This is a genomic window from Bradyrhizobium sp. HKCCYLS3013, from assembly GCF_051167615.1.
Taxonomy (GTDB): Bacteria; Pseudomonadota; Alphaproteobacteria; order Rhizobiales; family Xanthobacteraceae; genus Bradyrhizobium.
In genome coordinates this window covers 32,887-58,353 of the sequence record NZ_JBNPTK010000005.1, presented here as the reverse complement: position 1 = coordinate 58,353, position 25,467 = coordinate 32,887, and the positions used below count along the sequence as shown (strand labels likewise).

The following is a 25,467-nucleotide window of genomic DNA, read 5'->3' as shown; positions in this document are numbered from 1 at the left end:
AATTTCTTCAGGAACGCATCATGAGTGGACCTTCTGACTACCAGCCGAGCCACCCCGCCTTGAAGTGGCTCGAGCAACGACTTCCGATCATCGGCCTGGTCCACTCGTCCTTCGTTGCCTATCCGACGCCGCGGAACCTGAACTACTGGTGGACGTTCGGCGCCATCCTTTCGATCATGCTGGGCGTGCAGATCGTCACCGGCGTCATCCTGGCGATGCACTACACGCCGCACGCCGACATGGCCTTCAAGTCGGTCGAGCTGATCGTGCGCGACGTGAACTACGGCTGGCTGCTGCGCAACATGCATGCCTCCGGCGCGTCGATGTTTTTCCTTGCCGTCTACATCCACATGTTCCGCGGCCTGTATTACGGGTCATACAAGGCGCCGCGCGAGGTGCTCTGGATCCTCGGCGTCATCATTTATCTCCTGATGATGGCAACGGGCTTCATGGGCTACGTGCTGCCGTGGGGCCAGATGAGCTTCTGGGGCGCCACCGTCATCACCAATTTGTTCTCGGCGGTGCCCTATTTCGGCGAGAGCATCGTGACCCTGCTGTGGGGCGGCTACTCCGTCGGCAATCCCACCCTGAACCGCTTCTTCGCGCTCCACTACCTGCTGCCGTTCCTGATCGCCGGCGTGGTCGTGCTGCACGTCTGGGCGCTGCACGTGGTTGGCCAGAACAATCCGGCCGGCGTCGAGCCGAAGACCGAGAAGGACATGGTGCCGTTCACGCCCTATGCCACGATCAAGGACTTCTTCGGCGTCGCCTGCTTCCTGATCTTCTATTCCTGGTTCATCTTCTACATGCCGAACTATCTCGGCGACGCCGACAACTACATCCCGGCCAACCCGGCGGTGACCCCGGCGCACATCGTGCCCGAATGGTACTACCTGCCGTTCTACGCCATCCTGCGCTCGGTGCCGAACAAGCTCGCCGGCGTGATCGCGATGTTCGCGGCGATCATCGTGCTGGTGTTCCTGCCCTGGCTCGACTCGGCCAAGACCCGCTCGAACAAGTACCGTCCGCTCGGCAAGCAGTTCTTCTGGATCTTTGTCGTCGTCTGCGTCGGCCTCGGCTATCTCGGCGCGCAGCCGCCGGAGGGCGTCTACGTCGTGCTCGGCCGTATCCTGACCGTGCTGTACTTCGCCTACTTCCTGATCGCGCTGCCGCTGCTCGCCCGCATCGAGCGGCCGCGGCCGCTGCCGAACTCGATCGCCGACGACGTGCTGGCGAAGTCCGGCCGCAAGGTGGTGGCCTCGGCCGCGATTGCGCTGGTCGCCGCGGTGTCGCTGCTCGCTGGCAGCATGGGCGATGCCCGTGCCAGCGAAGGCCAGGAGAACCCGCCGTCGGTGAAGTGGTCGTTTGCAGGTCCGTTCGGCACCTTCGATCGCGGCGCCGTGCAGCGCGGCCTGAAGATCTACAAGGAAGTCTGCTCGAACTGCCATTCGCTGAACTATGTGGCGTTCCGCAATCTGGCCGAGCCTGGCGGCCCGGGCTACTCGCCAGCCCAGGCGGCCGCGTTCGCCGCCGAGTACAAGATCAAGGACGGTCCGAACGACGCCGGCGACATGTTCGAGCGCCCGGGCCGTCCCGCCGACTACTTCCCGGCGCCGTTCCCGAACGAGCAGGCGGCCCGTGCGGCCAATGGCGGTGCGGCGCCGCCGGACCTGTCGCTGATCGCCAAGGCGCGCTCCTACAAGCGCGGCTTCCCCTGGTTCCTGATCGACTTCTTCACCCAGTTCCAGGAGCAGGGCCCGAACTACGTCAACGCACTGCTGCAGGGCTATGAAGAGACCCCGCCGCACGGCGTGACCATCCCGGACGGCTCGTACTACAACAAGTACTTCCCCGGCCACGCGATCAAGATGCCGCCGCCGCTGTCCGACGGCCAAGTGACGTTCGACGACGGCTCGCCGGCCACCGTGAAGCAGTATGCCCACGACGTCGCGACCTTCCTGATGTGGACCGCCGAGCCGCACATGGAAGCACGCAAGCGCCTCGGCTATCAGGTGTTCATCTTCCTGATCATCTTCGCCGGGCTGATGTACTTCACCAAGAAGCGGGTCTGGGCTGCCGCGCATTGAGCGGAGCGCGAGCCATCGCCGCATGCGATTGAAAAAGCCCCCTCTGGGGGCTTTTTTTCTTTTGGCCGCTCTGGCCGTCGTAGCATTGGCGAGGCACGGCAGAGGAGGGGACGCAATGACGTCATTGTTGGCCTTCGCAGGCGCCGCCGTGCTCGAGATCGGCGGCTGCTTTGCGTTCTGGGCTTGGCTGCGGCTCGGCCATTCGCCGCTATGGCTGTTGCCGGGGATGGTCGCGCTTGCCGGCTTCGCCTATCTGCTGACCCTCGCCGACAGCCCGCTCTCCGGCCGCGCCTACGCCGCCTATGGCGGCATCTACATCACGTCGGCGCTGCTGTGGGGCTGGCTGGTCGAAGACCATCGCCCCGATCTGTGGGACGCCGCCGGCGCCCTGATCTGCCTCGCCGGCATGGCCGTGATCCTGTTCGCGCCACGGTCGCTGCCGGTGTAGCGCGGCGACCCGTGGCCGAGCGTGGCGACATCCGGCTACGAAGGCGGTCACGTTGAAGCGAACCCGATCCCCTCCCGTCGCGCCGGACGCGCATTTGCGGTAAACCGCATTCCCAACGTCCCAAACAGAAATTGCGGAGGACCATCATGGGCACACTCATCAGCTTCAAGCGCCCCGACGGCCAGGAGGCCAAGGGCTATCTCGCCAAGGCGGCGCAGGGCAATGCGCCGGGCGTCGTCGTCATCCAGGAATGGTGGGGCCTGCAGGATCAGATCAAGGGCATGTGCGACCGGTTCGCGCTGGCCGGCTTCAACGCGCTGGCGCCGGATCTCTACAAGGGCACGGTGGTGCCGTATCACGACACGGATGCGGCAGGCCGCGAGATGAACTCGCTCGATTTCATGGACGCGACCACGCAGACGGTGCGCGGCGCCGCGCAATATCTCGCCCGTAACGGCGCCAAGGTCGGCCTCACCGGCTTCTGTCTCGGCGGCGCGGTGACGATCATCGGCGCCACCCGGATCGCTGAGCTGACCGCGGGCGTCGTGTTCTACGGCATTCCGCCGGAGCAGGCAGCCAAGCCCGCCGACGTCAAGATTCCGCTGCAGGCCCATTTCGCCAAGAAGGACGATTGGTGCACGCCGGCGCTGGTGGACGGCTTCGAGGCGGCGATGAAGGCCGCCGGCAAGTCGCTCGAGCTCTACCGCTACGACGCCGAGCATGCCTTCGTGAACGAGCAGCGCATGACCGTGCACGACCGCGCGGCCGCCGAGCTCGCCTGGGGCCGCGCCACGGCGTTCTTCCACAAGCATCTCGGCTGAGCTGAGGGCAGGGGCGCACCGGTCCGAAGCGGTGCCGCGCGGACTTTACACCGCGCGGACGGCCTTGATCTCGGCCGACGTCTGTTCGGCCTCGTCGCGGGACGAGGCGTCGTCGGTCGGCTCCAAGGGACGGGCGGGATCGATGCTGGTCGCCGCGTCGGCCGAGCGCCGTCGACGCTTCGTCCTCTTCGCCTGCGCTTCCAGGAAGCAATCGAGCAGCGTCTGCTGCTTCGGAAGCGCATGCGACACAGAAGGCTGTTTGCCGCGAGCCATGTTAACCAAGGTAATTCAATATGGTTAACCAATCATTGCCATACTATGGCAGATAGACAACAGGTGTTGCCCTCACGCACGGTCAAGTTATGTAACTTTTTGCGGTTGTGACAACCGCCGATCGACAGGAGAGGCCTCATGCACGCGCGCAACATGAGGTTGTGACGGGCCGCACAGCCGCCGGCTGCAGCTTTTTGCCGCCTGGCGCTGCGAGGTTTCCGCGAATCACCGTTGTTTCGCCGGGATATGAGCGTTGATCATGTTCGAAACGCGTCGCTTCGTTCGATGTTCGAATTCGCCGCGTCTCGTCGCCGGTTGCGTCGCAGAAACAATCTGAGGTAGCATTCCCCGATCCCTCTGCTGATGGAGAAAGCCGTGCGTGTGGCCTTTGCGCTGGCCGGGCTGGGCGGCTTGAACGCCCATGGCGCCGGCTTCCTCGATACGGCCCGCGCCTGGGGCGTGACGCCGGATCTCGTCACCGCGACATCCGGCCAGATCCTGGTGCTGTCGGCGTGGCTTCAGGGTCTCGATCTGCGCAACGAGTTGATGTCCTCCGACCGCCACCGGGATCCGGCGTCGCAGTTGCGCACGGTGATGTTCGGCTATCCCGGGGTGTTCCGTCCCGCCTATGCCGAGGCGCTGGCGCGCCTCGTCTCCTGGCCGGATTGGCGCGACGGCCCGTTCAACGCCCTCGCCGACCGGCTGTGGCCGGCGCAGCAATATGTCCCGGTGCGCAGCGAGGCCGACTTCGCGCACGCGGCGGAGACGCTCAACGCCACGCCGATCGGCGTCGTGTTCAACACCTATGATCCCGAGACCGGCACCGGCTATCTCTACGGCAACGAGGCGGCGCGGGCGCTGCTGCCGTCGGAGAAGTCGGTTCCCAATGCTCATGCCGTCAAGGCGCGGCAATCGGCGGCGAAGCGCGACCTGCGCTACGCCTCCGAGGTGCTGGCCGAGCGCGCCATCCGCCCGATCACGCCGGAAGCGGTCAAGGCGGCGCTGTGGCTGTCGCTCTACGGCTTCACCAAGCTGCCGCAGGGACAGATGGACGGCGCCTATCACCGTGCCAGCATCATCTCCGAGCTGCACGGTTTCGACCGCGTCTTCGCCGTCCGCCCGCTCGCACAGGGGTGGCAGGGCCAGGCGCCGGCCAATTGGTTCGAGGTGCAGGACTGGACCACCGAGATGTGGTTCTCGGTCGGCTACAAGGCCGAGGTCGATGCGCTCAAGCGCATCAACGACCTGATCGCGAGCGGCGCCATCACCGATCCCAAATACAAGACCGTGGAGCTGGTCGAGATCCAGCCGGAGACGCCGGCCGGCTATTTCAACTACTTCGTCGAGCGCGGCGAGGTGTATGAGAACGCGGTGGTGGCGACGGAGATGAAGTTCGCGGAGCTCGGGCTGGTGAAGCCGGGGACGTGAGCGGTCGGCATTCGGTCAGGGCCGCCGCCGCGCGATGCGGCAGCGGCCGCGATGGCCGTGGTCAGCCTGCGGTGATGGCTCCCACAAGCGCTTCGTTGGTCATCGGCCTGCCGTGCAGATTCCAGGTGCCGTCGACGGCATGGACGCCGTTGGACCAGATCCGGTCCCTCGCCAGCGCCCCGCCGGAGAGGTCATGCAGAATGTCGGTGGCTTCGCCGAAGAACGCCGTCTGGATGTCGTGGCTGGCGAGCGCAAAGGACGGCGTCTTGGTCTCGATCCAGGCTCCGTCGACAGGCGTGCCACCGGCGAAGGTCTGGCCCTTCGGCAGGATGTTCAGATGGGCTGTGACGTTCGCCGTCATGATCCTGTTTCCCGCGAGACCATGATGTCTCAGGAACGCTTCCGTGATCCGCGCGACGGCGATCGGCGCCTTGTCGGCAGCGATGACGCCTTCGGTGAGTGTGAGACTGATCGGCATGAGTCCTCCTGTGCCCGCGCTATGGCGGTTGTCCGGGGAATGGCGGCCATTATATAACGACCGTGATGTATTAATAGAATAACGATCGTTATGAGTCAATCATGAAATAACGATCGCTATGAGAGGCGCCAGATGCGGTATCAGGCCGAACATAAGCTGGAAGCAAAGGCAAAACTGTTGGAGGCCGCAGGCCGCGGATTTCGCCGGCTCGGCTATGGCGGGATCGGCGTCGATGGTCTGGCCAAGGAGGCCGGGGTCACCTCCGGCGCATTCTACGGTCATTTCAAGTCGAAGGACGCCGCGTTCGAATCCGCCGCCTTGGCCGGACTCGAGGAACTCAGAGCCGGCATTGCGGCCCTTCAGGCGGAGCAGGGCGCCCGCTGGGCCGAGACGTTCGTCGCCTTCTATCTCGGTGAGCGCCTCACTTGCGCGCTGGATGCGAGCTGCGGCCTGCAGAGCCTGACCCCGGACGTCACGCGCGCCAGCGCGGCCATCAAGGCCAGCTACGGCGCGGCGCTCGAACGGGTCGCCCGGCAGATCGCGAAAGGGTTGCAGGGAAAGACCGACGAGGCGCGGCTGCAAAAGGCCTGGGCATTGATGGCGCTTCTCTCGGGCGGCGTGACCATGGCGCGCAGCGTCGCCTCACCCGAAGCCCGCGACGCCATCGCCGCCCATCTCAAGCAAGCCGCGCGAGGGCTTCTGTAGGACAGGCACCGCGGGAAGCGCTCCGTTTCGCAAGTTTGAACCCGGCCTCTCGCCCCAACGGCGGTGAGCTCCCCTCCCCCTTGCGGGGAGGGGTCGGGGGTGGGGGTCCACGAGTCACCCTGCCCGTGATGAAATCGCCTGCGATGGATGACCATCAGCGATGGCTCGTCACCCATGAGCAGGGGTATGACGATCGTATCGTCCTCTTTGGCAGTGCTGGTCTGGGTCGCATCTTTGGCGTGCTCCCACGAACGTCAGCGCCCCACGGCCTGACCGACCGGGTTGATCCCTGACATTTTGGACCGGGCTGACTCCTGACAGTATTCGATCACTGCTGTTTTGTCTCCGCCGTTTCCTGCGCGACGCGGAGCCGCGCACGCGGCGGAGCAAAGCGCAGGAAACGGCGGTCGCGGTCGATGAGGCCGAGGTCTCGGCCGTAGAAGCGGACGATGTGGCCGCCGGTCTCATGCCGGACCATGCCAATCAGCTCGTCGGCGAGCGCCTCGCCAACGAAGACGTACTCGCCCCGCCATTTGATATCGCCGGTAGGACGCACACGGCGGACTTCGTGATCAGCGTCATACCAGGGATCGTCGAGGTGACCTGGCATGCAGCGCGACGGCAAGCGCCAAAGCTTGACGGGTGCCATCTGATCGAGCGCCTCGTGCGGCCGCTCCTCATTGAAGTGGCGGCGAAAGGCATCGAAGCGCCTCTGCTGCTCGGCGGCGCTGTCTGCCGGCGGCTTCGAGGTCTCGGCCTTCAGCGTGCGATGCATGCGTTCGTGCCGGCCGTTGTCCTGCGGGCTGGCGGGTGGGATGTAGCGCGGCTCGATGCCGAGCTTGAGCCACCACACCGAAAGCGCGGAAAGGCCGCCGGCTCCGCTCGACCCGAACGGCACACCGTTGTCGGAGCGGATTGCGCCGGGAAGGCCGATATCCTTGAAAACACGCTCCAGCGCGCCCTTCAGGCCGGCCGATGTCGGATCAACGATGCGCACCTCGATGAGATAGCGGCTCGCCGCGTCGGTGATCGTCAGCGGATCACAACGCGTGCCATCGACGGTGCGGAACCAGCCTTTGAAGTCGATCGCCCACTCGTCATTTGGGCCCGCCGCCGGCGTCATGACCTCGCCTTGCGCAATCCCCCGACGCCGCTGCCGTCGCGCTTCGACCAAGCCTTCACGCTTCAGGATATCGCCGATCGTCGAGGGCGCCGGCCACTCGACCTCCGGCCGCTCGCATGTGCGCCAGGCCTTTATCTTCTTTGGGCCAAAATGCGGAAACCGTCGTCGCGTTGCGATGATGCGCTTGGCCAACCGGTCAGTTGTCGCATGCGGACAGTTCTGCACCGCGTGGCTCTTCTCCTCGAACCATTGCGCGTCCCCACTCTCGCGGCGGCGCTTCCACACGTAGAACGTCTCCCGGCTGATGCTGTGCCGCGCGCACAGCTCCGTCACCGTAAAAGCTCTCGTGTCGTACTCCCGAAACAATCCGATACGCTGCTCCACAGGACTGCTCTCCCTGAAAGGCATCGTCCGATCCTCCTTCGAATCAGACGAAGCTTGCCTGTCAGGAATCAACCCGGTCTAGAATGTCAGGACTCAGCCCGGTTCATACCGCCCCCACCCCCACCCCCGACCCCTCCCCGCAAGGGGGAGGGGAGCGCACCGCCGTCGTGGTACTAACTCGACCTCAGCGCCGCTGCCGATAGGGCTGGTATGGCAACTCGCCAAGCAATCCTGGAATACACATGATCATCGAGCCGATTGCCTTTGTAGATAAGAATTCCGGTGACGACGCTATCGTGCTGGCTCGCGTCGTCGGCAATGCTGTTGGATTGGTGTTGTCGTTGAGGACGGCCGGAGACATCGAGGTCCTCATGGAAGCTGAGGAGCTCGATCGAGTCATTGATGCGCTTCAGAAGGCTCGCTCGGCGGTTGGTGGCGCGTGAGGCGACGCCGTGGCTCGGCCGACTGGGGATTAGTGGATCACGCCAGCAAGGGATTCTGCGATGTCCGGTTCAATACTTCATGTGGTCTTCAATTCGTCCGCGGCGGGTACGTTGCGCGCAGCGTTTGGGAAATCCGGCCGCGACGAGCGCGTGATCGGCCTTCCCGACAGCTTGAGCTTCGGCCCGATCGATCCGCCCGATCCGGCGTTGCGAACCGCTTGGGTGGAAGAGAAATTGGGATTCTCTGGCTGGGACGAGGTCGGCGGTCAGGCAACATCGTTCTGGAGCGAGGCCCTCTCGCGCAATCACCGAAGGATCGTCTGGTTCACTCGACGCTCGACCCAGGAATATGCCGGCTTTCTCGAATTCCTGTGGCGGCTCGGTCAGGAGCCCCTTGAGGTGATCGATCTCACTGACACCATGGTGCGGAGAGGAGGCACGACCGAGCCGCAGCTGGCCGTCAGCTTGGCGCTGCTTCCGCCTGAGGTCATCAGCGACAACAATCTCTGGGATCTCGCGGAGGACCTGACCCCCGGGTCGCGTGATGTGTATCGCGAACGTTGGGCGCGCCTGAAAGCTGACAACGCGCCATTGCGCGTCCTCAGCGACGGCGAGCTGATATCGGCGCCGATCTCGTTCTTTGATCCCGTGCTGCTGTCATACGCCGCTGCCGAATGGCAGAAGGCCGCGAGGATCATCGGCGAGGCTCTCTGCGAACCTCCGACAACCACGCTTCAGACGGGTGATCTGCTCCTGATCGCGCGAGCCCGTGCGCTTGTCGCAGCCGGTCGTCTGGAATGTCGTGGCGACGTGTTCGAGATCAGTCGCAGCGAATTGCGATTGCCGGCTGCAGAGGGGTAACGGCCGCTCTTGGCCGGCGAGTTCGCTGAGCGCGTTTCGAGACGAAATTCCTCAGCCGCCTCAAGCTGATTTGGCCTGTCCAGTCCCTCGGGCAAAAATATTCTTGTTTCTACTTTTCAGAATTCATGCTTTGATGCGCGCGTCCCACCCCGGCACGAGGGGCGTATCGCGGTCGTCACGAGACGCGGGGTGGAGATGCGGTGGGCGCGTCACGTCGCAGCATGGCTTTTGTCGTGCGGACGAACGGCGGGCGCGCACGGTGAAGTCGCATGGTCCTGGCCTCCCGACGCTGAGGCTACGCCGGTGGTGATGATGATCCGCTGGTCACGGGGGCAAGACAGCCCGGTCCCCGGGGAGAATGCGTATAATCCGTCAAACCATCGCGCAGGGAAGGCCGGTCGTCCGGCTGACCTGTGGTGACTGCCGCCTGCTTTTTTTGCTGCAGGCGGGCCATGGGCATCAGCCGATGTCCGGCCTTCCCTGCGCCCTCGACTTAGAGAGGGCGGTCTTGAACATCATCACTCGGGCCGATCGTGTCGCGAGAATGCTAACGCATGTTCCGTTCTCGCCCTGCCAAGGCTCTCGCCTTCGCCCCGCCGGTGCGCGTGACTGCGCCCTCGCCCCTTGTGGGAGAGGGCATGTAGGACAGAGCCGCAATTGCGGTTGGGTGAGGGGTATGCCTCTGCAAGCGCCACTCGTTGAGAGAGACCCCTCACCCAACCGCGTTCGCGGATGGGCCGCACATGCCCTCTCCCACAAGGGGCGAGGGCACTATATCGGGCAGCCGGCTCGCGGCGCTGCTCTTGATTTGCCGACGCATCCCACCCCGATCTGTGTCCCCGCCGCCCTTGACCCCGGCCGCCGCCCGTGGTCAGTTCCGCGCCATGAGCACCCTTGTCCGCCCAGCCCGTCTCTGGTGGCGCACCTTGTAAGAGGTGGCCGGTGCGATTTGTTTGACATTCGATCGCAGAGGGGCCGCCACGCAGCGGCGGCTTCCGGTTGGTCCTGTGTGGCGTTTCCTCGGCAAATTCCGTAAGAGGACGCCCAAGAGGACCCCATGAACAGGACCGTTTTCGCCCTTCCGGCCCGCAGCGACTACCGCACCTCCAGCGGGCTCGCGATCACGCGCGCCGTCGAGCAGTTTTCCGGCAATGCCAGCCGGCTCGACGACCTGATCGACCTGCTCGACCGCCGCCGCGGCGTGGTGCTGTCCTCGGGCACGACCGTGCCCGGCCGCTACGAGAGTTTTGACCTCGGCTTCGCCGACCCACCGCTGGTGCTGGAAACCAAGGGCGCCGACTTCACCCTGCAGGCGCTCAACCGCCGCGGCGAGGTGCTGATCGCGTTCCTGAAGGACACGTTGCGCGAGCCCTGCGTGGTCATTACTGCGGCTTCGCCGGCGCGGCTGGCCGGACACATCGTCCGCGGGCCTGCCCCGGTCGAGGAGGACCAACGCACCCGCCGCGCCAGCGTGATGTCGCTGGTGCGGGCGATGATCGCCGCGCTGTCCGCCAATGACGATCCGCTGCTCGGCCTGTTCGGCGCCTTCGCCTACGACCTCGTCTTCCAGATCGAGGACCTCGTGCAGAAGCGGCCGCGCGAAAAGGACCAGCGCGACATCGTGCTCTACGTGCCCGATCGCCTCCTGGCCTATGACCGCGCCACCGGCCGCGGCGTCGTGCTGTCTTATGATTTCTCCTGGAACGGCCAGTCGACATCAGGCCTGCCGCGCGACACCGACGCCAGCGTCTATCTGAAGGAGCCGCGCCAGGGCTTTGCCGACCACGCGCCGGGCGAGTACCAGGCCACGGTCGAGAAGGCCCGCGCCGCCTTTGCCCGCGGCGACCTGTTCGAGGCGGTGCCCGGCCAGTTGTTTGCCGAGCCGTGCGAGCGCTCGCCGGCGGAAGTGTTCCAGCGGCTCTGCCGGATCAACCCGTCGCCCTATGGCGCGCTGATGAATCTCGGCGACGGCGAGTTCCTGGTGTCGGCGTCGCCCGAGATGTTCGTCCGCTCCGACGGCCGCCGCGTCGAGACCTGCCCGATCTCCGGCACCATCGCGCGCGGCCGCGACGCCATCGGCGATGCCGAGCAGATCCGTCAGCTCCTGAACTCGGAGAAGGACGAGTTCGAGCTCAACATGTGCACCGACGTCGACCGCAACGACAAGGCGCGCATCTGCGTGCCCGGCACCATCAAGGTGCTGGCGCGCCGCCAGATCGAGACCTACTCGAAGCTGTTCCACACCGTCGACCACGTCGAGGGCATGCTGCGGCCGGGCTTCGACGCGCTCGACGCGTTCCTGACCCACGCCTGGGCCGTCACCGTGACCGGCGCGCCAAAGCTGTGGGCGATGCAGTTCGTCGAGGACAATGAGCGCTCGCCGCGGCGCTGGTACGCCGGCGCGATCGGCGCCGTGAATTTCGACGGCTCGATCAACACCGGCCTCACCATCCGCACCATCCGCATGAAGGACGGGCTCGCCGAGGTGCGCGTTGGCGCCACCTGTTTGTTCGATTCGGACCCCGCGGCCGAGGATCGCGAGTGCCAGGTCAAGGCGGCGGCGCTGTTCCAGGCGCTGCGCGGCGATCCGCCGAAGCCGCTGTCGTCGACGGCGCCGGACGCGACAGGCTCCGGCAAGAACGTGCTGCTGATCGATCATGACGACTCGTTCGTGCACATGCTGGCCGACTATTTCCGCCAGGTCGGCGCCAACGTCACGGTGGTGCGTTATGTCCATGCACTGAAGATGCTGGCCGAGCGCAGCTGGGATCTGATCGTGCTGTCGCCGGGGCCGGGCCGTCCCGAGGACTTCAAGATCTCGACCACCATCGATGCCGCGCTTCAAAAGAAGCTGCCGATCTTCGGCGTCTGTCTCGGCGTGCAGGCGATGGGAGAGTATTTCGGCGGCCAGCTCGGCCAGCTCGCCCAGCCGGCGCATGGAAGGCCCTCGCGGGTCCAGGTGCGCGGCGGCCGCCTGATGCAGGGGCTGCCGAATGAGATCGTGATCGGCCGCTATCACTCGCTGTTCGTCGAGCGCGACAGCATGCCCGAGGTGCTGACGGTGACGGCGGCAACCGAGGACGGCGTGGCGATGGCGATCGAGCACAAGACGCTGCCGGTCGGCGGCGTGCAGTTCCATCCGGAATCGCTGATGTCGCTCGGCGATGCCGTCGGTTTGCGGATCGTGGAGAATGCATTCCGGCTGAAGCAGCCGGCGTAACAGGTGGTCGCCGTCATCGCGAGGAGCGTAGCGACGAAGCGATCCAGAGTTGTTTTCGCGGCCCTGGATTGCTTCGCTTCGCTCGCAATGACGAATTCCTCGCGGTCACGGCAAAACAAGGTAGCGAGAGCACGATGACGTTCGATCTGGACATCAAGAACACGGTCCGCACCATTCCGGACTATCCGAAGCCCGGCATCCTGTTCCGGGACATCACGACGCTGTTGGCGGACGCGCGCGCGTTCCGCCGCGCGGTGGACGAGCTGGTGCATCCCTGGGCCGGATCGAAGATCGACAAGGTCGCCGGCATCGAGGCCCGCGGCTTCATCCTCGGCGGCGCGGTCGCGCATCAGCTCTCGGCCGGGTTCGTGCCGATCCGCAAGAAGGGCAAGCTGCCGCACAAGACGGTCAGCATGTCCTACGCGCTGGAATACGGCACCGACGAGATGGAGATGCATGTCGACGCGGTGCAGCCCGGCGAGCGCGTGATCCTGGTCGACGACCTCATCGCCACCGGCGGCACGGCCGAGGGCGCGGTGAAGCTGCTGCGCCAGATCGGCGCGACCGTGGTGGCGGCCTGCTTCATCATCGACCTGCCGGATCTCGGCGGCGCCGCCAAGCTGCGCGCGCTCGACGTGCCCGTGCGCACGCTGATCTCGTTCGAAGGGCACTGAAACGCGCGCGGCGGCGTCAGGACCGCTGCATCAGGAGCTCGTTCTCGATCTCGCGCAGCGCATAATAGTTGCGCCGGATCCATTGATAGAGCTCGGTGGAGGGGTCCTTCTCCTGGCGCAGATAGCCGGTGAAGGAGAACGAGAAGCGCTCGATGTAGGTTCGGAGGAAGGCGGGCAGGGCGGCAATGCGCAGATGCTTGCTGCGGCTGTAGAGGTCGGGGAGCTCCTCGCGCAGCACGTGGTCGTTCTCGACCACGATCAGCTGTGCCTTCGGGATCTGCCGCCGCAGGGCGTCATAGGCGCGCATCGAGACGCGGTCGCCCTCGGCGCAGTACAGCACGATCGGGACCACGTTCCGCCGTGCGGCCTCCTTCAAAAAGCCGATCTGTTCGGACATTTTGAAGAACTCGTCGAACGAGTAGTAGCCGAGGTCGATCACCTTGGGGATACCGTCGTTGAGGATCACCCGGTCCATCAATTGGATTTTGCCGTAGGTGTCCTCGATCGTCGCGGTTTCCGTGATCTGCGGCAGGAAGTCGAGCAGCGACGGCTCGCGCAGGGTGACGTCGAAGGCGAGCACTTGGCCGTTCTTGAGCAGCAGGAACTCGCTCAGGACCCGCGCAAGCAGCGTCTTCCCGGATTGCGGCCGGGGCGAGCAGACGATGTAGACGGGCGTCGCGGGCATCCGACCTATATCAGGTCAAATGCGGTTGCGATAAAGTCCCATCAGTCACGGGAATGCTATTTTTCCCCGGCCGGCCGCGGCGCCGCCGCCTTGGTCGAGCCGACGATGTCGGTCAGCTTGATCCGGTCGTACTCGCTCCAGACATTGGCGAGCCAATGCCGGACATAGCCGCGCAGCACGAAGGAGTAGTTGGCGGCCTCGTCGCGCGGCCCCTTGTTGGCGACGAATTTGAGGAACGGCACCGACGCCACCTCGACCTGCTCGAACGCCATCTCGTTGAGCTTCGGGATGGTGAGCTCGGTCGCGTCCTTGATGCGGTGGAAGTAGGAATTGTAGGTCGACTGGTCCCACTCGAAGAAGCTGGTGTTGTTGATGAAGTTCTTCACCAGGAAATATTTCGCCCCGATCATGTAGCTCGCGGTCTCGGCGATCTCGTCGAGCGAGGCGATCGACGAGCCCAGGATGTGGAACACCGCGAAGGTGATCTGGCCGGAGCGGGCGGCGTCGAGGAAGCCGATGTCGCGCAAGGCGGCCAGTGTCGGCGACATCAGGCCGGCGCGGACGTCGATCACGGTCACTGACGGCGCCACCGCGCTCAGCGTGTCGAAGATCTTCATCTGGTCCGGCGTCGAATTCATGTCGACGATCTCGGTGATCTCCGGGTGGAAGCGCTTCAGGGTGCCGCGCGGATGCTCGGTGTCGAACGCCCGGGTGGGGACGTTGTTGGCGCTGAAATAATCGAGCAACGTCCGCGACACCGTGGTCTTGCCGACCCCGCCCTTGTCCGCGCCCACCACAACCACTGCCGGTTTCGCCATGGAAAGTCCTTCAGCCCTGAGGCCGGCCAGGGGGCCGGCGCATTGCATTCTGCTTTGGGCGCGAACATGGCAGAAACGCTGGAGAATTCAAATTCATTGCAGCACGGGATCGGGGAAATTTGCGCGTTCGCCGTCACAGGCCGGAGCAATCGGAGGCATTCCGGTCCAAACGTTCGAGCCAGCGAGGAAACACTTGCAAGAGATTGGCAGGACGATTGCCCGCCGCACGGGATTGCCGCCTGAATTCCGCTGCGAGGGCGACGTCTAGTGCCGGCCCCAGGGACCGGTCGCGGGGGTGCTCCACGGTCCCTCGGGAGCGGCCTGTCCCTGGCCGGCTGGCGGGGCCGGGCCATCGGCCTGGCCCCAGGGACCGCCGGACGGCAGCGGTGGCGGCGCATCGCCGTCTGTCGTTTCGGTGCCGGTGTCGTCCGGCTGTGCCTCGTCCGTGGGCAGCGCCAGCGGGCCCGGATCATGACCGCCGGCGAACCTGATCAGCGCCTGGACCCGGGCATCGACGGAAGGATGGGTGGCGAACAGGTCGGCAAAGCCCTCGCGCGGATTGTCGACGCACAACTCCATGACGGCGGAGGTGGCGCCGGGCAGCTCGCCGCGCCCTTCGATCTTGCGCAGAGCGCTGATCATGGCGTCCGGATTCTTGGTCAACTCGACCGACCCGGCATCGGCTAGGTATTCGCGGGTGCGCGACAGCGCCAGCTTGACCACCTGGGACAACAGCCAGGCCACCACGATCAGCACGACCGCGATGATCACGACGATGATGGCCCCTCCGCCGGAGCCCTTGCGGTCGGAGTCGGATGAGGAGGAGGACGACGACGAGCGGCCCCAGCCGCCGCCCCAGCTCATATTGGTGAACAGGCGGAAGAACAATTCGCCGAAGAAGCCGACGACGCCGGCGATGATGACGGCCACGACCATCAGCTGCACGTCGCCGTTGCGGATATGGGTGAGTTCGTGACCCAGCACCGCCTCGATCTCCTTGTCATCGAGCGCAGCGAGCAGGCCGGTCGTGACGGTGACGGCGTATTGCCGCTGATTGAGGCCGGTGGCGAAGGCATTCAGCGCCGGGCTGTCCATGATCTTCAGCTTCGGCATGGTGATGCCGCGCGAGATGCAGAGATTTTCGAGCAGATTGTACAGCCGCGGCTGCTCCTGACGGGTGACCGCGGTGCCGCCGGTCACGGCGTCGATCATCGTCTGGTGGAAGAAATAGGCGATCACGATCCAGGCCGCCGCGCCGATCGTGGCCCACGGCAGCGCCTTGATCAGGTCGCTTGTGGCAGCGTTCATGTAATAGGCGACGCTGCCATTGCCGTTGATCATGACCTCCGCGATCAGCGCGCCGGCGAACACCAGCACATAGATCAGCAGGAACAGGCCGCCGAGCAGCAGCACCGAACGGGTCTTGTTCGATGCGATGTGGGTGTAGAGACCGTAGGCGGCCATGGCGTCGGACCCTTCAGCGCGGAAGGCGCGGGATCAGAACTTGACGCTCGGCGCGGCCTCGACGTCGGCCCGGCTGGCGCCGAGATCGAAGAACTCCTTGCGGGTGAAGCCGAAGGTGCCGGCGAACAGTGCGGCGGGCATCTGCTGGATGCCGGTGTTGTATTCCTGCACAGCGTTGTTGAAGAAGCGGCGGCTGGCGGCGATCTTGTTCTCGATGTCGGACAGCTCGCTGGCGAGCTGCTGGAAGTTGGCATTGGCCTTCAGATCCGGATAGGCCTCGGACAGCGCGATCAGCCGGCCGAGCGCACCGGAGAGCTGGCCTTCGGCCGCCGAGACCTGGGCCGGTCCCTGCGCCGACATGGCCGCATTGCGGGCCTTGATCACCTCATCCAGCGTACCGCGCTCATGCGCGGCATAGCCCTTCACGGTCTCGACCAGGTTCGGAATCAGATCGTGGCGCTGCTTGAGCTGGACGTCGATGTCGGCAAAGGCCTGGCCGACCCGCTGGCTGAGGGCGACCAGCCGGTTGTAGGCGCCAAGGGCGAACAGCACGAGAATGACGATGATGCCGAGGACGATCCAGCCGGACATGACGGGCTCCGAGGGAGGGGGCGGGAGAACGAGGCGGCCGACACGCGACGGCGCCGCCGGTCCGCAGCTGGACCGGCGTGCATTGGTCGCATCAGGGTGGATGCCCGTTCAAGTCGCTTTGGCCTGACCGGTCCGTTCGATGGGCGCCCAGGTGGCCGAATTGGCGCCGGAGGCAACGACGCGCAGGGCTCAATAGGGACGGGCGATCCGCCATTGCTGCGTGGGGTCGTTGCCCTTGATATCGCCGGGGGCGCTGTCGAGCTGCGAGGTGTAGAGCGGGCGGTAGCGATAAGCCCACATCTTCTTGCCGTCGCTGCGGGTGATGACGGTGAAATCGCCGGTCGCGACCGCGTTGTCGGGCGCCGCCAGCGGGGGGCGCTTCTGGGCACAGTCGCCGTCGCAGGTCGATTTGGTCCCGGTCGTGTCGCGCTCGGTATAGTACAACGTCATGCCTTTCGGGTCCGTCAGAACCGGCCCGTTCTTGCCGATGATCGCCCTGGCCGGCGGGCCTTCCTGCTTGGGAGCCGGCGGCGGCGCCGAGGACTCGCCGCCATGGCCGCCCGCGAAGGCGGTTCCTGCCGAAGCCAGCAGCATCGCAGCGATCGTCATCGTCCTGAACATCGAAATGCATTCCCTTGTGAGCAGCGCATGTCAGCGCCCGTTGCAGCTCACCGTAGCAAACGCGGATTTCTCGCCGGTTTCGCGAAATCGCGAAAATGAGAGACAAACTCGACCTGTCGTTAACCATCGGCGGCCGGGCAGGTATTCAGTGGCGCGGCGGCGGCTCGACGCCGTCGCCCCAGTCCCAGCGCCGGGCCGCGGCGAAGGCGGGCTTGTCACGGCGCGGGATGCTGACGACGCGGGCAGCGCCATCCGCCTGGCACAGCTTCGCGGCTGTCGCGACCTTGGTGACCGACGGCGGCGCGAGCACGCGTGCGGCGGGCTGATGCGTTGCTGGCTTGCGCGTGAGGGCAATGAAGCTGAACTTCTCGTCCTCGAACGGGACGTCGGCGCCCTTCAGCTCGCGATGCGCCCGGGACCGCGCCAGCCGCTGCGCGAAATGGCACCAGTCCGGTGCGACCAGCGGGCAGGGCGCTGCGTGCGGGCAGGGCGCTACGACATGAGCGCCGGCTGCGATCAGGCGGTCACGCGCTGCGAGGATGCGCTGATAGCCGGCGGGCGTGCCGGGCTCGACGATAAGCAGCGTATCACCGGTCGTCGCCCACAGCGCGTCCACGATCGCAGGGCGATCGGCGTCCGTCAGTTCGCCGATCATGTAGCTGGCGATGACGAGATCGGCACTTCCGGCACGATCGAGCAGCGCTCGCGCCGGTCCCAGCGCATAGGAGAGGTCGCGCAGGCGCATCGTGTCGTCAGCGAGCGTCAGCGCCAGCCCGCGCAACGCTGCATTGGAATCGACGGCGTTGAACGAGGTCAGCGGCGGAAACGCTTCCGCCGCAGCGAAGCTCGCGGTCGCCGGCCCGGCACCGACGTCCAGCAGCGAGGCCGGTGCGAAGTCCGGGCAGGCCTGCATCACGGCGTTCAGGCTCGCCGCGATCGCGGCATAAGTCGCCGGCATCCGCACGGTGGCGTAGGCGATGGCGTCGGTGTCGCTCGTGATCGTTCCGGAATTGCCGCCGCTGCGATAGGCGGCCGAGATGCGGGCCGCTCGGGCGGCTGCATCCTGCCGCGACTGCCCGTGCAGCCTGGCTTCGAGGGACGCCTTCAGCGCGGCGGGCAGATCGGGAGAGATCATCGTCCTCTCCATGCGTCATCCCGGGCGCCGCTGACGCGGCGATCCGGAATGACGGAGCACGGTCACGCCACCTGCTGGTCGAGGATCTTCACGGCCTCGTCGAGCGCGACCGAGACGAGCTGCGACACGCCGCGCTCGGCCATGGTGACGCCGAACAGCCGGTTCATGCGCGCCATGGTGATCGGGTTGTGGGTGATGATGATGAAGCGGGTCTCGGTCGAGCCCTTCATCTCGTGCAGCAGGTTGCAGAAGCGTTCGACGTTGTGGTCGTCGAGCGGCGCGTCGACCTCGTCCAGCACGCAGATCGGCGAGGGGTTGGTCAGGAACACCGCGAAGATCAGCGCCATCGCCGTCAGCGCCTGCTCGCCGCCCGACAAGAGCGACAGCGTCTGCGGCTTCTTGCCCGGCGGCTTGGCGATGATCTCGAGGCCGGCCTCGAGCGGATCGTCGCTCTCGATCAGGTGCAGCGCCGCCTCGCCGCCGCCGAACAGCTCGGTGAAGAGACGCTTGAAGTGGTCGTTGACGGTCTCGAACGAAGACTGCAGGCGCTCGCGCGCCTCCTTGTTCAGGCTCTGGATGCCCTGGCGCAGCCGCTTGATGGCCTCGACCAGGTCGTCGCGCTCGGTGGTCAGCGCGGTGTGCGAGCCCTCGACCTCGGTGAGCTCCTCCTCGGCACGCAGGTTGACGGCGCCGAGCCGCTCGCGGTCGCGGCGCAGCTTCTCCAGGGTCTCTTCGATCTCGTGCAGCGGCGGCAGTTGCGTGTCCGGACCGATCTCGGCCATCGCCGCGACGGCCTGCGGCTCGCATTCGAGCATGTCGTGGATCTCGCGCTCGACGTCGCCGATGCGGCGCTTGGCGCTCTCCAGCCGCTCCTCGGCGCGCGCAGCCGCCTCGCGCGACTTCGACAACGCTTCCAGCGACGCCTTGGCGGCGCGATCGGTGTCGCCCATCGCGGTCTCGGCCTCGGCGAGCGCGTCGGCCGCGACCTGGCGCTCCTCCTCGGCGATCGCGAGCTCGTCGATCAGCGCGCTGCGCTTCTCGGCAAAGATCTCCGGCGCGTTGTCGAGCTCGGCGCGCTCGTCCCTCACCTCGGCGATGCGCGCCTCGATGGTGGCGATCTGCGAGCCGGCGCCGCGGATGCGGTTGAACCAGTCGTTGCGCTCGCTGATGATCGCCTGCACGCGGCGATCGGCGAGCTCGGCCTCGCGGGCCAGCGCCTGGGCCTCGGCGCGCACCTGCGCGGCGGCGCGACGCTTGGTCTCGATCTCTGCGCGCACGGCCGCCAACCGGCCGTCGGCCTCGGTCGTCGCCGGCAGCTCCTCGATCGCCTCCAGCGCATTCTGGTGCAGCTCGGCGATCTCGGCGCGGTCATGGGCGAGACGCGTGGAGGCCTCGACCAGTGCGGACTTGCGCGCGGAGTGGCGGTTGATCTCGCGCTCGGCGTTGGCGTGGCGCTCGCGCGCCGAGTTCACCTCGCGCTGCGCGGCGCGCCAGGCTTCGCGCGCGGCGCTCTCGGCGGCGGTCGCAGCCTTCACCTCGGCCTCGGCGCTCTCCAGCGCCTGGCGCTTGTTCGTGGCATCGATGCGCGCCTGCTCCAGCTCGGCCTCGATGTCGATCAGGCGGGCGCGCTCGGCGAGCCGGCGGGCCGCGCCGGTCGGCGCGTGCGCGGCGGCAATGAAGCCGTCCCAGCGCCAGACGTCGCCTTCCGGCGACACCAGCCGCTGGCCGGTCCTGAGCTGAGAAACCAGTTGAGCGCCGCGATCGCGCGACACGACCCCGATCTGGGCGAGACGGCGCGACAGCTCAGGCGGCGCCTGCACATAGGCGGCGAGCGGCTCGACTCCGTCGGGCAGCGCGGGGTCGGTGACCTCCGCGCCGGCGAAGGTCCAGTGCATCGGCGCGGACGCATCGACCGGAGCATCGAGATCGTCGCCGAGCACGGCGCCGAGCGCCTTCTCATAGCCCTTGGCGACGGTGACGCCGTCGATGATCGGCGGCCACAGATTCTTGGTCTCGCTGTTGACCATCTTGGAGATGGTGCGCGCCTCGGTCTCGAGCCGCTGCGCGCGCTTCTCGGCTTCGGCGAGCGGCGCGCGCGAGGCTTCGAGCTTCTGCCGCGCATTGGCCTGCGCGGCCTCGTTGGTCTGCACCGCGGCTTCGGCCTGCGCCTCGGATTCTTCCGCGGCTTCGAGCGCGGCGGCGAGCGTGTCGAGATCGCCGAGATGGGCGGTCTCCTGCGCCAGCCGCTCCTCGTCGGCGCGGACATTGGCGATGTCCTGGTCGAGCCGGGCGAGACGGTCGCGGTGGCTGCGGACGTTGGCCTCGAGCTGGTTGCGGCGCGCGGTGAGATCGGCGAGCTGCGTCGTCAGCTCGGTGAACTGGCGCTCGGTCTCGGCGAGCAGGGCCTCGGCCTCGGCGACGCGCTCGTCGACGCCGCTGCGCATCTCGACGCGCGCCTTGATCTCTTCCTTCAGCTCCGCATCTTCAGTTTCAAGACGTTGCAGCGCGACCTGCGCATCCTGGTTCTGCTGCTGCTCGCGCGCGACGTCGGCGGTGAGCTGCATCAGGCGGCGATCGAGCTCGCCGACGCGCTCCTTGGCGCGAACCTCCTCGCGGTCGAGCAGGTCGCGGGCGTTCTTCAGCCGCTGCATCGTCGCGGCGGCGCGGGCCTCGGCCTCGCGCAGCGCCGGCAGGTGCGACGAGCGGATCGCCTGGATGCGGGCGGATTCGGCCTGCTCGCGGGTCCGCTCGGCCATCTCGCGCACCGCGACATCGTGCACATGCGCGGCGTCGTTGAGGTCGGCATGCGCGCCCATCCAGCGCAGATGATAGAGCGTCGCTTCGGCCTTGCGCACCTTGGCCGCGACCTCGCGATAGCGGATCGCCTGCCGCGCCTGCTTGCGCAGGCCTTCCATCTGGCCGGAGAGCTGGCCGATGACGTCCTCGACGCGCAGCAGATTCGTCTCGGCCGCCTTCAGCCGCAGCTCGGCCTCGTGGCGGCGCGCATGCAGGCCGGCGACGCCGGCGGCGTCTTCCAGCACGCGGCGGCGCTGCTCGGGTTTCGCTTGAATGATTTCGCCGATCTTGCCCTGGTGGACCAGCGCCGGCGAACGCGCGCCGGTGGCGGCGTCGGCGAACAGGATCTGCACGTCGCGGGCGCGCACGTCGCGGCCGTTGATGCGATACACCGAGCCGGCCTCGCGCTCGATGCGGCGCGAGATCTCGAGAATGTCGCGGTCGTTCACGGCAGCCGGCGCGGTGCGATCGCTGTTGTCGATCGTCATCACCACTTCGGCGTGGTTGCGCGAGGGCCGCGTGTTCGAGCCGGAGAAGATCACGGCGTCCATGTCGGCCGCGCGCAGCGATTTGTGCGAGGTCTCGCCCATCGCCCAGCGCAGCGCCTCGACCAGATTCGACTTGCCGCAGCCGTTCGGACCGACGACGCCGGTGAGACCGGGTTCGATCACGAAGTCAGTCGGTTCGACGAACGTCTTGAAACCGTGAAGACGAAGACGCGTGAGTTTCATGCACAGATTCTCTGTTGGCGGGAGACGAATCTCCCAACCCCGACAATACCATGGAAGGCAATGTCAATGTGGACTGAGTCGCCTTTGCGCCCCATTCTAGGGGCCGGACAATGGCGATGGCCGCCCGCGAGGGCAACCCGGCGGCCCCGCTTTTCCAAGGCTTTCTCGCGGCGAACGGCCCACGAATCAGAAGCGGCCCCACGAAGGGGCCGCGCTGTGTCTTGTCGGACTCAGTCTCTCGAATCAGCTCTTCAGAAGCGGGTTGATCTTCTTCTGAAACTCCTCGATCGAAGCCTCGCCCTTGATCTTCTCGCCGTTGATGAAGAAGGTCGGCGTCGAATCGACCTTGAGAATGTCGCTCGCGTATTTCTGGTCGGCGGCGATCTTGTCGAGCAGCGCCTGGTCCTTGAGGCAGGCCTCGACCTGCTGCTGGCTGAGGCCGGCCTGCTTGCCGATCCGCGTCAGCGTCTCCGTGGTGTTCTTCACCACCCAGTCGTTCTGCGAGCGGAACAGCATGTCGGTGACCGCAAAATACTTCTGTGCGTCGCCATTGGCGATGCAGCGCGTCAGCATCGAGCCCGCGGCGGCTTTGATGTCGAGCGGGAACTCGCGGAAGATGTAGCGGATCTTGCCGGTATCGATGTATTCGGCCTTCAGCTTCGGGAACACGGTGGCGTTGAACGCCGCGCAATGCGGGCAGGTCATGGAGGCGTATTCGGTGATGGTCACCGCGGCGTCTGCCGGCCCGATCGCCATGTCGGGCAAGGACTGGGGCTTGGCGACATCGGCGGCGCTCTGCGCCATCGCGTCCGAGATCAGCCGCAGCGGGGACAGGCCCGCCAGGGCGGCGAGGCCGGTCAGCGACAAGGCTGCGGTGAAGGCGCGGCGGGTAATGATCAAGGCTCTGCTCCGAAATGGGCGCATCTCGCGCCTGAAACACTCGTGACGTGCCTTTTCGCTAGCTTGAAACCCAGTTGGAGGCAATGCCGGCGCTCAAGCCGGGATCAAACGGCGAACGTCAATTTCGCTTGATGGCCGCGCCCAGCCGGGCCAGCGCGTCACGCAGCGCGTCGTCCTCGATCGCGGTCAGGGTCTCAGCGACCTTCGCCACCTTTTTCGGATCGGGCGGGGCCGGGCGGCGCTTCAGCGGCGGCCGGGTCAGCGGCCCCTGGCGCAGCGCCAGCTTGCCCACCGCATGCCAGCCGAAGAACCGGTTGACCCGCTCCAGGATCACATCCGAGGAATGCTGGATCTCCAGCGCCATCGGCCCCTCGACGCGCAGGATCAAGGTGGCCGGCTCCTGCGGCTGGCCCTCGACCGGCCGCGGCCATTGCATCTTCAACGGCTGGGCATGCTCGGCGATGTCGCGGCCCGCGATCTCCGGCCAGCGTGTCACGAGTTCACGTGCGGCAAACCCCTGCTTTGCATAGGCGGCCGTCAGCACGTCGCCCATCATCAGCGAGAGAGGCTTTGCGGTGAGGCGGCCGGGCTTTGCCATGATCAATGCTCGCAACGGCGCGGGCGTCAGGCCGCACGCGGCCGGATGGCCTTCAGGTCCGGCGCAATCTCGCGGCGCCGCTGCATGAGATCATAATCCATCTGGAGACCGAGGAAAAAGCCCTCCGAGATCCGGAAATAACGGGCAAGGCGCAGGTCGGTGTCGGCAGTGATGTCGCGCTTGCCCAGCACGATTTCATTGATCCGCCGGGGCGGCACGTGAACGGCACGCGCCAGCGCGTTCTGGCTCAGCCCCATCGGCTTGAGGAACTCTTCCAGCAGGATTTCGCCGGGATGGGGATTGTGCAGCAGGTTGCTTCTAGCGGTGGTAGTCGACGATTTCGACATGCGCCGGTCCTCTATCATCCCAGACGAAGCAAATTCGCCATTGATCGTTGATCCTGATCGAATGCTGGCCGACGCGGTCAGCCTTCAAGGCTTCGAGACGGTTGCCCGGCGGCACGCGGAGATCGTCGAGAACCCGCGCCTGATTCAAAAGACGAAGTTTGCGAAGCGCGACATCCTGGATGTCGGACGGCAATCTCCGGCTCCGTCGGCCGCTCCATATCAGCTCCGTCTCGCGATCCGCGAAGCTCTGGATCATCCGGAACTTATAACGCGGGACGTTATAGAATGCGAGCGCATTCTATTTGGCTCTGCCACGAGTTGGGGACTTCCGGATCAGGGTTCTGGTCTCGTTGCTCGTTTCCTCGTATGGAGGAGGGGTGGCTCAACTCAAGGCTTCTCGCAAACATGATATCGCTGTCGGGGAAGCAGGGCGTCCCGCACAGCTTCTCGCCTGGTACGACCGCCATCGCCGGCGGCTGCCATGGCGTGCGCCAGCCGGACAGCGCTCCGATCCGTATCGGGTCTGGTTGTCGGAGATCATGCTGCAGCAGACCACGGTGAAGGCGGTCGGGCCGTATTTCGAGAAGTTTGTCGCCCGCTGGCCTGATGTCACGGCGCTCGGCAGCGCCGATCTCGACGACGTGCTGCGGATGTGGGCGGGGCTCGGCTATTATTCGCGGGCGCGCAACCTGCATGCCTGCGCCGTCACCGTGATGCGCGAGCATGACGGCGCCTTCCCGGACACGGAGGAGGGCTTGCGCGCGCTGCCCGGCATCGGTCCCTACACTGCCGCGGCCATCGCCGCGATCGCGTTCGATCGCCTGACCATGCCGGTCGACGGCAACATCGAGCGCGTCGTCTCGCGGCTATTCGCCGTGGAGGAGGCATTGCCGCAGGCCAAGCCGCAGATCCAGGCGCTAGCCGCCACCTTGCTCGGACCGTCCCGCGCCGGCGACAGCGCGCAGGCGCTGATGGACCTCGGCGCCACCATCTGCACGCCGAAGAAGCCGGCCTGCGCGCTGTGCCCGCTGAACGACGACTGCGCAGCGCGCGAGCGCGGTGACCAGGAGACGTTCCCGCGCAAAGGCGCCAAGAAGACCGGCGCGCTGCGGCGTGGCGCCGCCTTCGTCGTCGTCAGGGGCGATGAGCTGCTGGTGCGCTCGCGTCCCTCGAAGGGCCTGCTCGGCGGGATGACCGAGGTCCCCGGCTCGGCGTGGCGCGCCGGCCAGGACGACGCCGACGCGCTGGCGCAGGCGCCAGAGTTGGCCGGTGTGAAAGGCTGGCACCGCAAGCTCGGCGTCGTGACCCACGTCTTCACGCATTTCCCGCTGGAGCTCGTGGTCTACACGGCGCGCGTGCCGGCCCGTACGCGCGCGCCGGACGGCATGCGCTGGGTCCCGATCGCGACGCTCGACGGCGAGGCGCTGCCGAATGTGATGCGCAAGGTGGTGGCGCATGGGCTGGGGGACTGAGGCTGCGCGTTTATTGAATTCTGCGCGGGCGTGGGCGCGCAATGGACACGCGACCACTTCTCGCTCAGATAGTAATATTGGCGTCCAGTGCACCGCACACAAGGAAAACACATCGATGCTATACAAGGGTTTTGATATTGAAACGATTGAAGATGAGCCGGGACATTTCAAAGCGGCTATTCGAAAGGCCGGTGGTGGATCGGTACGTACGGCTGTGCCGCCCGGTCCGGAGGTGCCAGTTATCACGACGCAACTCTATTCCAACGCAGAGGATGCGATAGCGCAGGCCAAGCGCTCGATCGACGCTGGCGGGATCATTTAAACACGTCGGCGGGAGTGGGCGGAGTTCGCGGTATTCCTCGGA

The 25,467-nt window shown here is 66.1% G+C and carries 25 protein-coding genes; 11 read left to right on the top strand and 14 right to left on the bottom strand.

Annotated features, from left to right (window positions below; genetic code table 11):
• Window positions 1-20: 20 nt before the first annotated feature.
• The 3 genes from ACQR1F_RS11205 (at window position 21) to ACQR1F_RS11195 (ending at window position 3,356) form a co-directional block, all read left to right on the top strand.
• Entirely contained in the window at window positions 21-2,087 is a 2,067-nt protein-coding gene (locus ACQR1F_RS11205; RefSeq protein ID WP_434913027.1) for a cytochrome c1, read from the top strand.
• 115 nt (window positions 2,088-2,202) lie between these two features.
• The gene (locus tag ACQR1F_RS11200; RefSeq protein ID WP_315802784.1) at window positions 2,203-2,535 is read left to right on the top strand and encodes a YnfA family protein; all 333 of its coding nucleotides are present in this window, start codon (window positions 2,203-2,205) and stop codon (window positions 2,533-2,535) included.
• Between the two features lie 146 nt (window positions 2,536-2,681).
• Complete coding sequence (locus tag ACQR1F_RS11195) at window positions 2,682-3,356, top strand: dienelactone hydrolase family protein (RefSeq protein ID WP_434890991.1); 675 nt, start codon at window positions 2,682-2,684, stop codon at window positions 3,354-3,356.
• Window positions 3,357-3,401: 45 nt separating this feature from the next.
• Here the strand turns inward: ACQR1F_RS11195 and ACQR1F_RS11190 are convergent, their stop codons facing one another.
• A complete protein-coding gene (locus ACQR1F_RS11190) occupies window positions 3,402-3,605 on the bottom strand; it encodes a hypothetical protein (protein ID WP_315802786.1) in 204 nt (67 codons plus the stop codon).
• A 399-nt stretch (window positions 3,606-4,004) separates the two neighbouring features.
• On the opposite strand from ACQR1F_RS11190, the gene ACQR1F_RS11185 reads away from it, so the two are divergent.
• Window positions 4,005-5,057 carry a hypothetical protein gene (locus tag ACQR1F_RS11185; RefSeq protein ID WP_316238227.1) on the top strand — a complete coding sequence of 351 codons (1,053 nt, stop codon included), beginning with the start codon at window positions 4,005-4,007 and terminating at the stop codon, window positions 5,055-5,057.
• A gap of 61 nt (window positions 5,058-5,118) precedes the next feature.
• Here the strand turns inward: ACQR1F_RS11185 and ACQR1F_RS11180 are convergent, their stop codons facing one another.
• Window positions 5,119-5,535, bottom strand: coding sequence for a 4-oxalocrotonate tautomerase (locus tag ACQR1F_RS11180; protein ID WP_316238228.1), 417 nt, complete (start codon window positions 5,533-5,535; stop codon window positions 5,119-5,121).
• Window positions 5,536-5,667: 132 nt separating this feature from the next.
• Between ACQR1F_RS11180 and ACQR1F_RS11175 the strand changes: the two genes are divergently transcribed.
• Window positions 5,668-6,240: a TetR/AcrR family transcriptional regulator gene (locus ACQR1F_RS11175; RefSeq protein ID WP_315802789.1), complete on the top strand. Its 573-nt coding sequence runs from the start codon at window positions 5,668-5,670 to the stop codon at window positions 6,238-6,240.
• A 328-nt stretch (window positions 6,241-6,568) separates the two neighbouring features.
• Here the strand turns inward: ACQR1F_RS11175 and ACQR1F_RS11170 are convergent, their stop codons facing one another.
• Window positions 6,569-7,747 carry an integrase core domain-containing protein gene (locus ACQR1F_RS11170; protein WP_434913026.1) on the bottom strand — a complete coding sequence of 393 codons (1,179 nt, stop codon included), beginning with the start codon at window positions 7,745-7,747 and terminating at the stop codon, window positions 6,569-6,571.
• Window positions 7,748-7,989: 242 nt separating this feature from the next.
• Between ACQR1F_RS11170 and ACQR1F_RS11165 the strand changes: the two genes are divergently transcribed.
• The 4 genes from ACQR1F_RS11165 (at window position 7,990) to ACQR1F_RS11150 (ending at window position 12,945) form a co-directional block, all read left to right on the top strand.
• Window positions 7,990-8,190: a hypothetical protein gene (locus tag ACQR1F_RS11165; RefSeq protein WP_316217324.1), complete on the top strand. Its 201-nt coding sequence runs from the start codon at window positions 7,990-7,992 to the stop codon at window positions 8,188-8,190.
• 60 nt (window positions 8,191-8,250) lie between these two features.
• On the top strand, window positions 8,251-9,051 hold the full coding sequence (locus ACQR1F_RS11160) for a DUF3658 domain-containing protein (protein ID WP_316217323.1): 801 nt from the start codon (window positions 8,251-8,253) through the stop codon (window positions 9,049-9,051).
• A gap of 1,057 nt (window positions 9,052-10,108) precedes the next feature.
• On the top strand, window positions 10,109-12,271 hold the full coding sequence (locus ACQR1F_RS11155; protein ID WP_316178153.1) for an anthranilate synthase component I: 2,163 nt from the start codon (window positions 10,109-10,111) through the stop codon (window positions 12,269-12,271).
• Between the two features lie 134 nt (window positions 12,272-12,405).
• Window positions 12,406-12,945, top strand: a complete 540-nt coding sequence (locus tag ACQR1F_RS11150; protein ID WP_315802791.1) for an adenine phosphoribosyltransferase — start codon at window positions 12,406-12,408, stop codon at window positions 12,943-12,945.
• A 16-nt stretch (window positions 12,946-12,961) separates the two neighbouring features.
• Here ACQR1F_RS11150 and ACQR1F_RS11145 read toward each other — a convergent pair whose 3' ends face one another.
• The 11 genes from ACQR1F_RS11145 to ACQR1F_RS11095 form a co-directional block, all read right to left on the bottom strand.
• The gene (locus tag ACQR1F_RS11145; protein WP_315802792.1) at window positions 12,962-13,630 is read right to left on the bottom strand and encodes a hypothetical protein; all 669 of its coding nucleotides are present in this window, start codon (window positions 13,628-13,630) and stop codon (window positions 12,962-12,964) included.
• Between the two features lie 56 nt (window positions 13,631-13,686).
• Window positions 13,687-14,448 (bottom strand): hypothetical protein, encoded by a 762-nt coding sequence (locus tag ACQR1F_RS11140; RefSeq protein WP_009025709.1) that lies wholly within the window; start codon window positions 14,446-14,448, stop codon window positions 13,687-13,689.
• A 264-nt stretch (window positions 14,449-14,712) separates the two neighbouring features.
• Window positions 14,713-15,912, bottom strand: a complete 1,200-nt coding sequence (locus tag ACQR1F_RS11135; protein ID WP_434913025.1) for a M48 family metalloprotease — start codon at window positions 15,910-15,912, stop codon at window positions 14,713-14,715.
• Window positions 15,913-15,945: 33 nt separating this feature from the next.
• Window positions 15,946-16,503 carry a LemA family protein gene (locus ACQR1F_RS11130; protein ID WP_315802794.1) on the bottom strand — a complete coding sequence of 186 codons (558 nt, stop codon included), beginning with the start codon at window positions 16,501-16,503 and terminating at the stop codon, window positions 15,946-15,948.
• A gap of 189 nt (window positions 16,504-16,692) precedes the next feature.
• The gene (locus tag ACQR1F_RS11125; RefSeq protein ID WP_434898209.1) at window positions 16,693-17,124 is read right to left on the bottom strand and encodes a COG4315 family predicted lipoprotein; all 432 of its coding nucleotides are present in this window, start codon (window positions 17,122-17,124) and stop codon (window positions 16,693-16,695) included.
• 145 nt (window positions 17,125-17,269) lie between these two features.
• Window positions 17,270-18,259: a small ribosomal subunit Rsm22 family protein gene (locus ACQR1F_RS11120; protein WP_434913024.1), complete on the bottom strand. Its 990-nt coding sequence runs from the start codon at window positions 18,257-18,259 to the stop codon at window positions 17,270-17,272.
• A gap of 62 nt (window positions 18,260-18,321) precedes the next feature.
• Window positions 18,322-21,786 (bottom strand): chromosome segregation protein SMC, encoded by a 3,465-nt coding sequence (smc, locus tag ACQR1F_RS11115; RefSeq protein WP_434913023.1) that lies wholly within the window; start codon window positions 21,784-21,786, stop codon window positions 18,322-18,324.
• A gap of 243 nt (window positions 21,787-22,029) precedes the next feature.
• Complete coding sequence (locus ACQR1F_RS11110) at window positions 22,030-22,686, bottom strand: DsbA family protein (protein ID WP_315802798.1); 657 nt, start codon at window positions 22,684-22,686, stop codon at window positions 22,030-22,032.
• A gap of 118 nt (window positions 22,687-22,804) precedes the next feature.
• On the bottom strand, window positions 22,805-23,284 hold the full coding sequence (locus ACQR1F_RS11105; RefSeq protein WP_434840465.1) for a DUF721 domain-containing protein: 480 nt from the start codon (window positions 23,282-23,284) through the stop codon (window positions 22,805-22,807).
• 26 nt (window positions 23,285-23,310) lie between these two features.
• Window positions 23,311-23,631 carry a HigA family addiction module antitoxin gene (locus ACQR1F_RS11100; RefSeq protein WP_315802800.1) on the bottom strand — a complete coding sequence of 107 codons (321 nt, stop codon included), beginning with the start codon at window positions 23,629-23,631 and terminating at the stop codon, window positions 23,311-23,313.
• Window positions 23,603-23,887, bottom strand: coding sequence for a type II toxin-antitoxin system RelE/ParE family toxin (locus ACQR1F_RS11095; protein WP_315802801.1), 285 nt, complete (start codon window positions 23,885-23,887; stop codon window positions 23,603-23,605). The genes ACQR1F_RS11100 and ACQR1F_RS11095 overlap by 29 nt, the downstream gene beginning before the upstream one ends.
• 121 nt (window positions 23,888-24,008) lie before the next feature.
• On the opposite strand from ACQR1F_RS11095, the gene mutY reads away from it, so the two are divergent.
• The gene (gene mutY / locus ACQR1F_RS11090; RefSeq protein WP_434913022.1) at window positions 24,009-25,103 is read left to right on the top strand and encodes an A/G-specific adenine glycosylase; all 1,095 of its coding nucleotides are present in this window, start codon (window positions 24,009-24,011) and stop codon (window positions 25,101-25,103) included.
• A gap of 115 nt (window positions 25,104-25,218) precedes the next feature.
• Window positions 25,219-25,425 carry a hypothetical protein gene (locus ACQR1F_RS11085; protein ID WP_434913021.1) on the top strand — a complete coding sequence of 69 codons (207 nt, stop codon included), beginning with the start codon at window positions 25,219-25,221 and terminating at the stop codon, window positions 25,423-25,425.
• Window positions 25,426-25,467: the final 42 nt, after the last annotated feature.

Coding starts and splice junctions, on each gene's coding strand:
- ACQR1F_RS11205 (WP_434913027.1), top strand. CDS start 21: ATGAGTGGACCTTCTGACTACCAGCCGAGCCACCCCGCCTTGAAGTGG.
- ACQR1F_RS11200 (WP_315802784.1), top strand. CDS start 2,203: ATGACGTCATTGTTGGCCTTCGCAGGCGCCGCCGTGCTCGAGATCGGC.
- ACQR1F_RS11195 (WP_434890991.1), top strand. CDS start 2,682: ATGGGCACACTCATCAGCTTCAAGCGCCCCGACGGCCAGGAGGCCAAG.
- ACQR1F_RS11180 (WP_316238228.1), bottom strand. CDS start 5,535: ATGCCGATCAGTCTCACACTCACCGAAGGCGTCATCGCTGCCGACAAG.
- ACQR1F_RS11175 (WP_315802789.1), top strand. CDS start 5,668: ATGCGGTATCAGGCCGAACATAAGCTGGAAGCAAAGGCAAAACTGTTG.
- ACQR1F_RS11165 (WP_316217324.1), top strand. CDS start 7,990: ATGATCATCGAGCCGATTGCCTTTGTAGATAAGAATTCCGGTGACGAC.
- ACQR1F_RS11160 (WP_316217323.1), top strand. CDS start 8,251: ATGTCCGGTTCAATACTTCATGTGGTCTTCAATTCGTCCGCGGCGGGT.
- ACQR1F_RS11155 (WP_316178153.1), top strand. CDS start 10,109: ATGAACAGGACCGTTTTCGCCCTTCCGGCCCGCAGCGACTACCGCACC.
- ACQR1F_RS11150 (WP_315802791.1), top strand. CDS start 12,406: ATGACGTTCGATCTGGACATCAAGAACACGGTCCGCACCATTCCGGAC.
- ACQR1F_RS11145 (WP_315802792.1), bottom strand. CDS start 13,630: ATGCCCGCGACGCCCGTCTACATCGTCTGCTCGCCCCGGCCGCAATCC.
- ACQR1F_RS11140 (WP_009025709.1), bottom strand. CDS start 14,448: ATGGCGAAACCGGCAGTGGTTGTGGTGGGCGCGGACAAGGGCGGGGTC.
- ACQR1F_RS11135 (WP_434913025.1), bottom strand. CDS start 15,912: ATGGCCGCCTACGGTCTCTACACCCACATCGCATCGAACAAGACCCGT.
- ACQR1F_RS11130 (WP_315802794.1), bottom strand. CDS start 16,503: ATGTCCGGCTGGATCGTCCTCGGCATCATCGTCATTCTCGTGCTGTTC.
- ACQR1F_RS11125 (WP_434898209.1), bottom strand. CDS start 17,124: ATGTTCAGGACGATGACGATCGCTGCGATGCTGCTGGCTTCGGCAGGA.
- ACQR1F_RS11120 (WP_434913024.1), bottom strand. CDS start 18,259: ATGATCTCTCCCGATCTGCCCGCCGCGCTGAAGGCGTCCCTCGAAGCC.
- smc (WP_434913023.1), bottom strand. CDS start 21,786: ATGAAACTCACGCGTCTTCGTCTTCACGGTTTCAAGACGTTCGTCGAA.
- ACQR1F_RS11105 (WP_434840465.1), bottom strand. CDS start 23,284: ATGGCAAAGCCCGGCCGCCTCACCGCAAAGCCTCTCTCGCTGATGATG.
- ACQR1F_RS11100 (WP_315802800.1), bottom strand. CDS start 23,631: ATGTCGAAATCGTCGACTACCACCGCTAGAAGCAACCTGCTGCACAAT.
- ACQR1F_RS11095 (WP_315802801.1), bottom strand. CDS start 23,887: ATGATCCAGAGCTTCGCGGATCGCGAGACGGAGCTGATATGGAGCGGC.
- ACQR1F_RS11085 (WP_434913021.1), top strand. CDS start 25,219: ATGCTATACAAGGGTTTTGATATTGAAACGATTGAAGATGAGCCGGGA.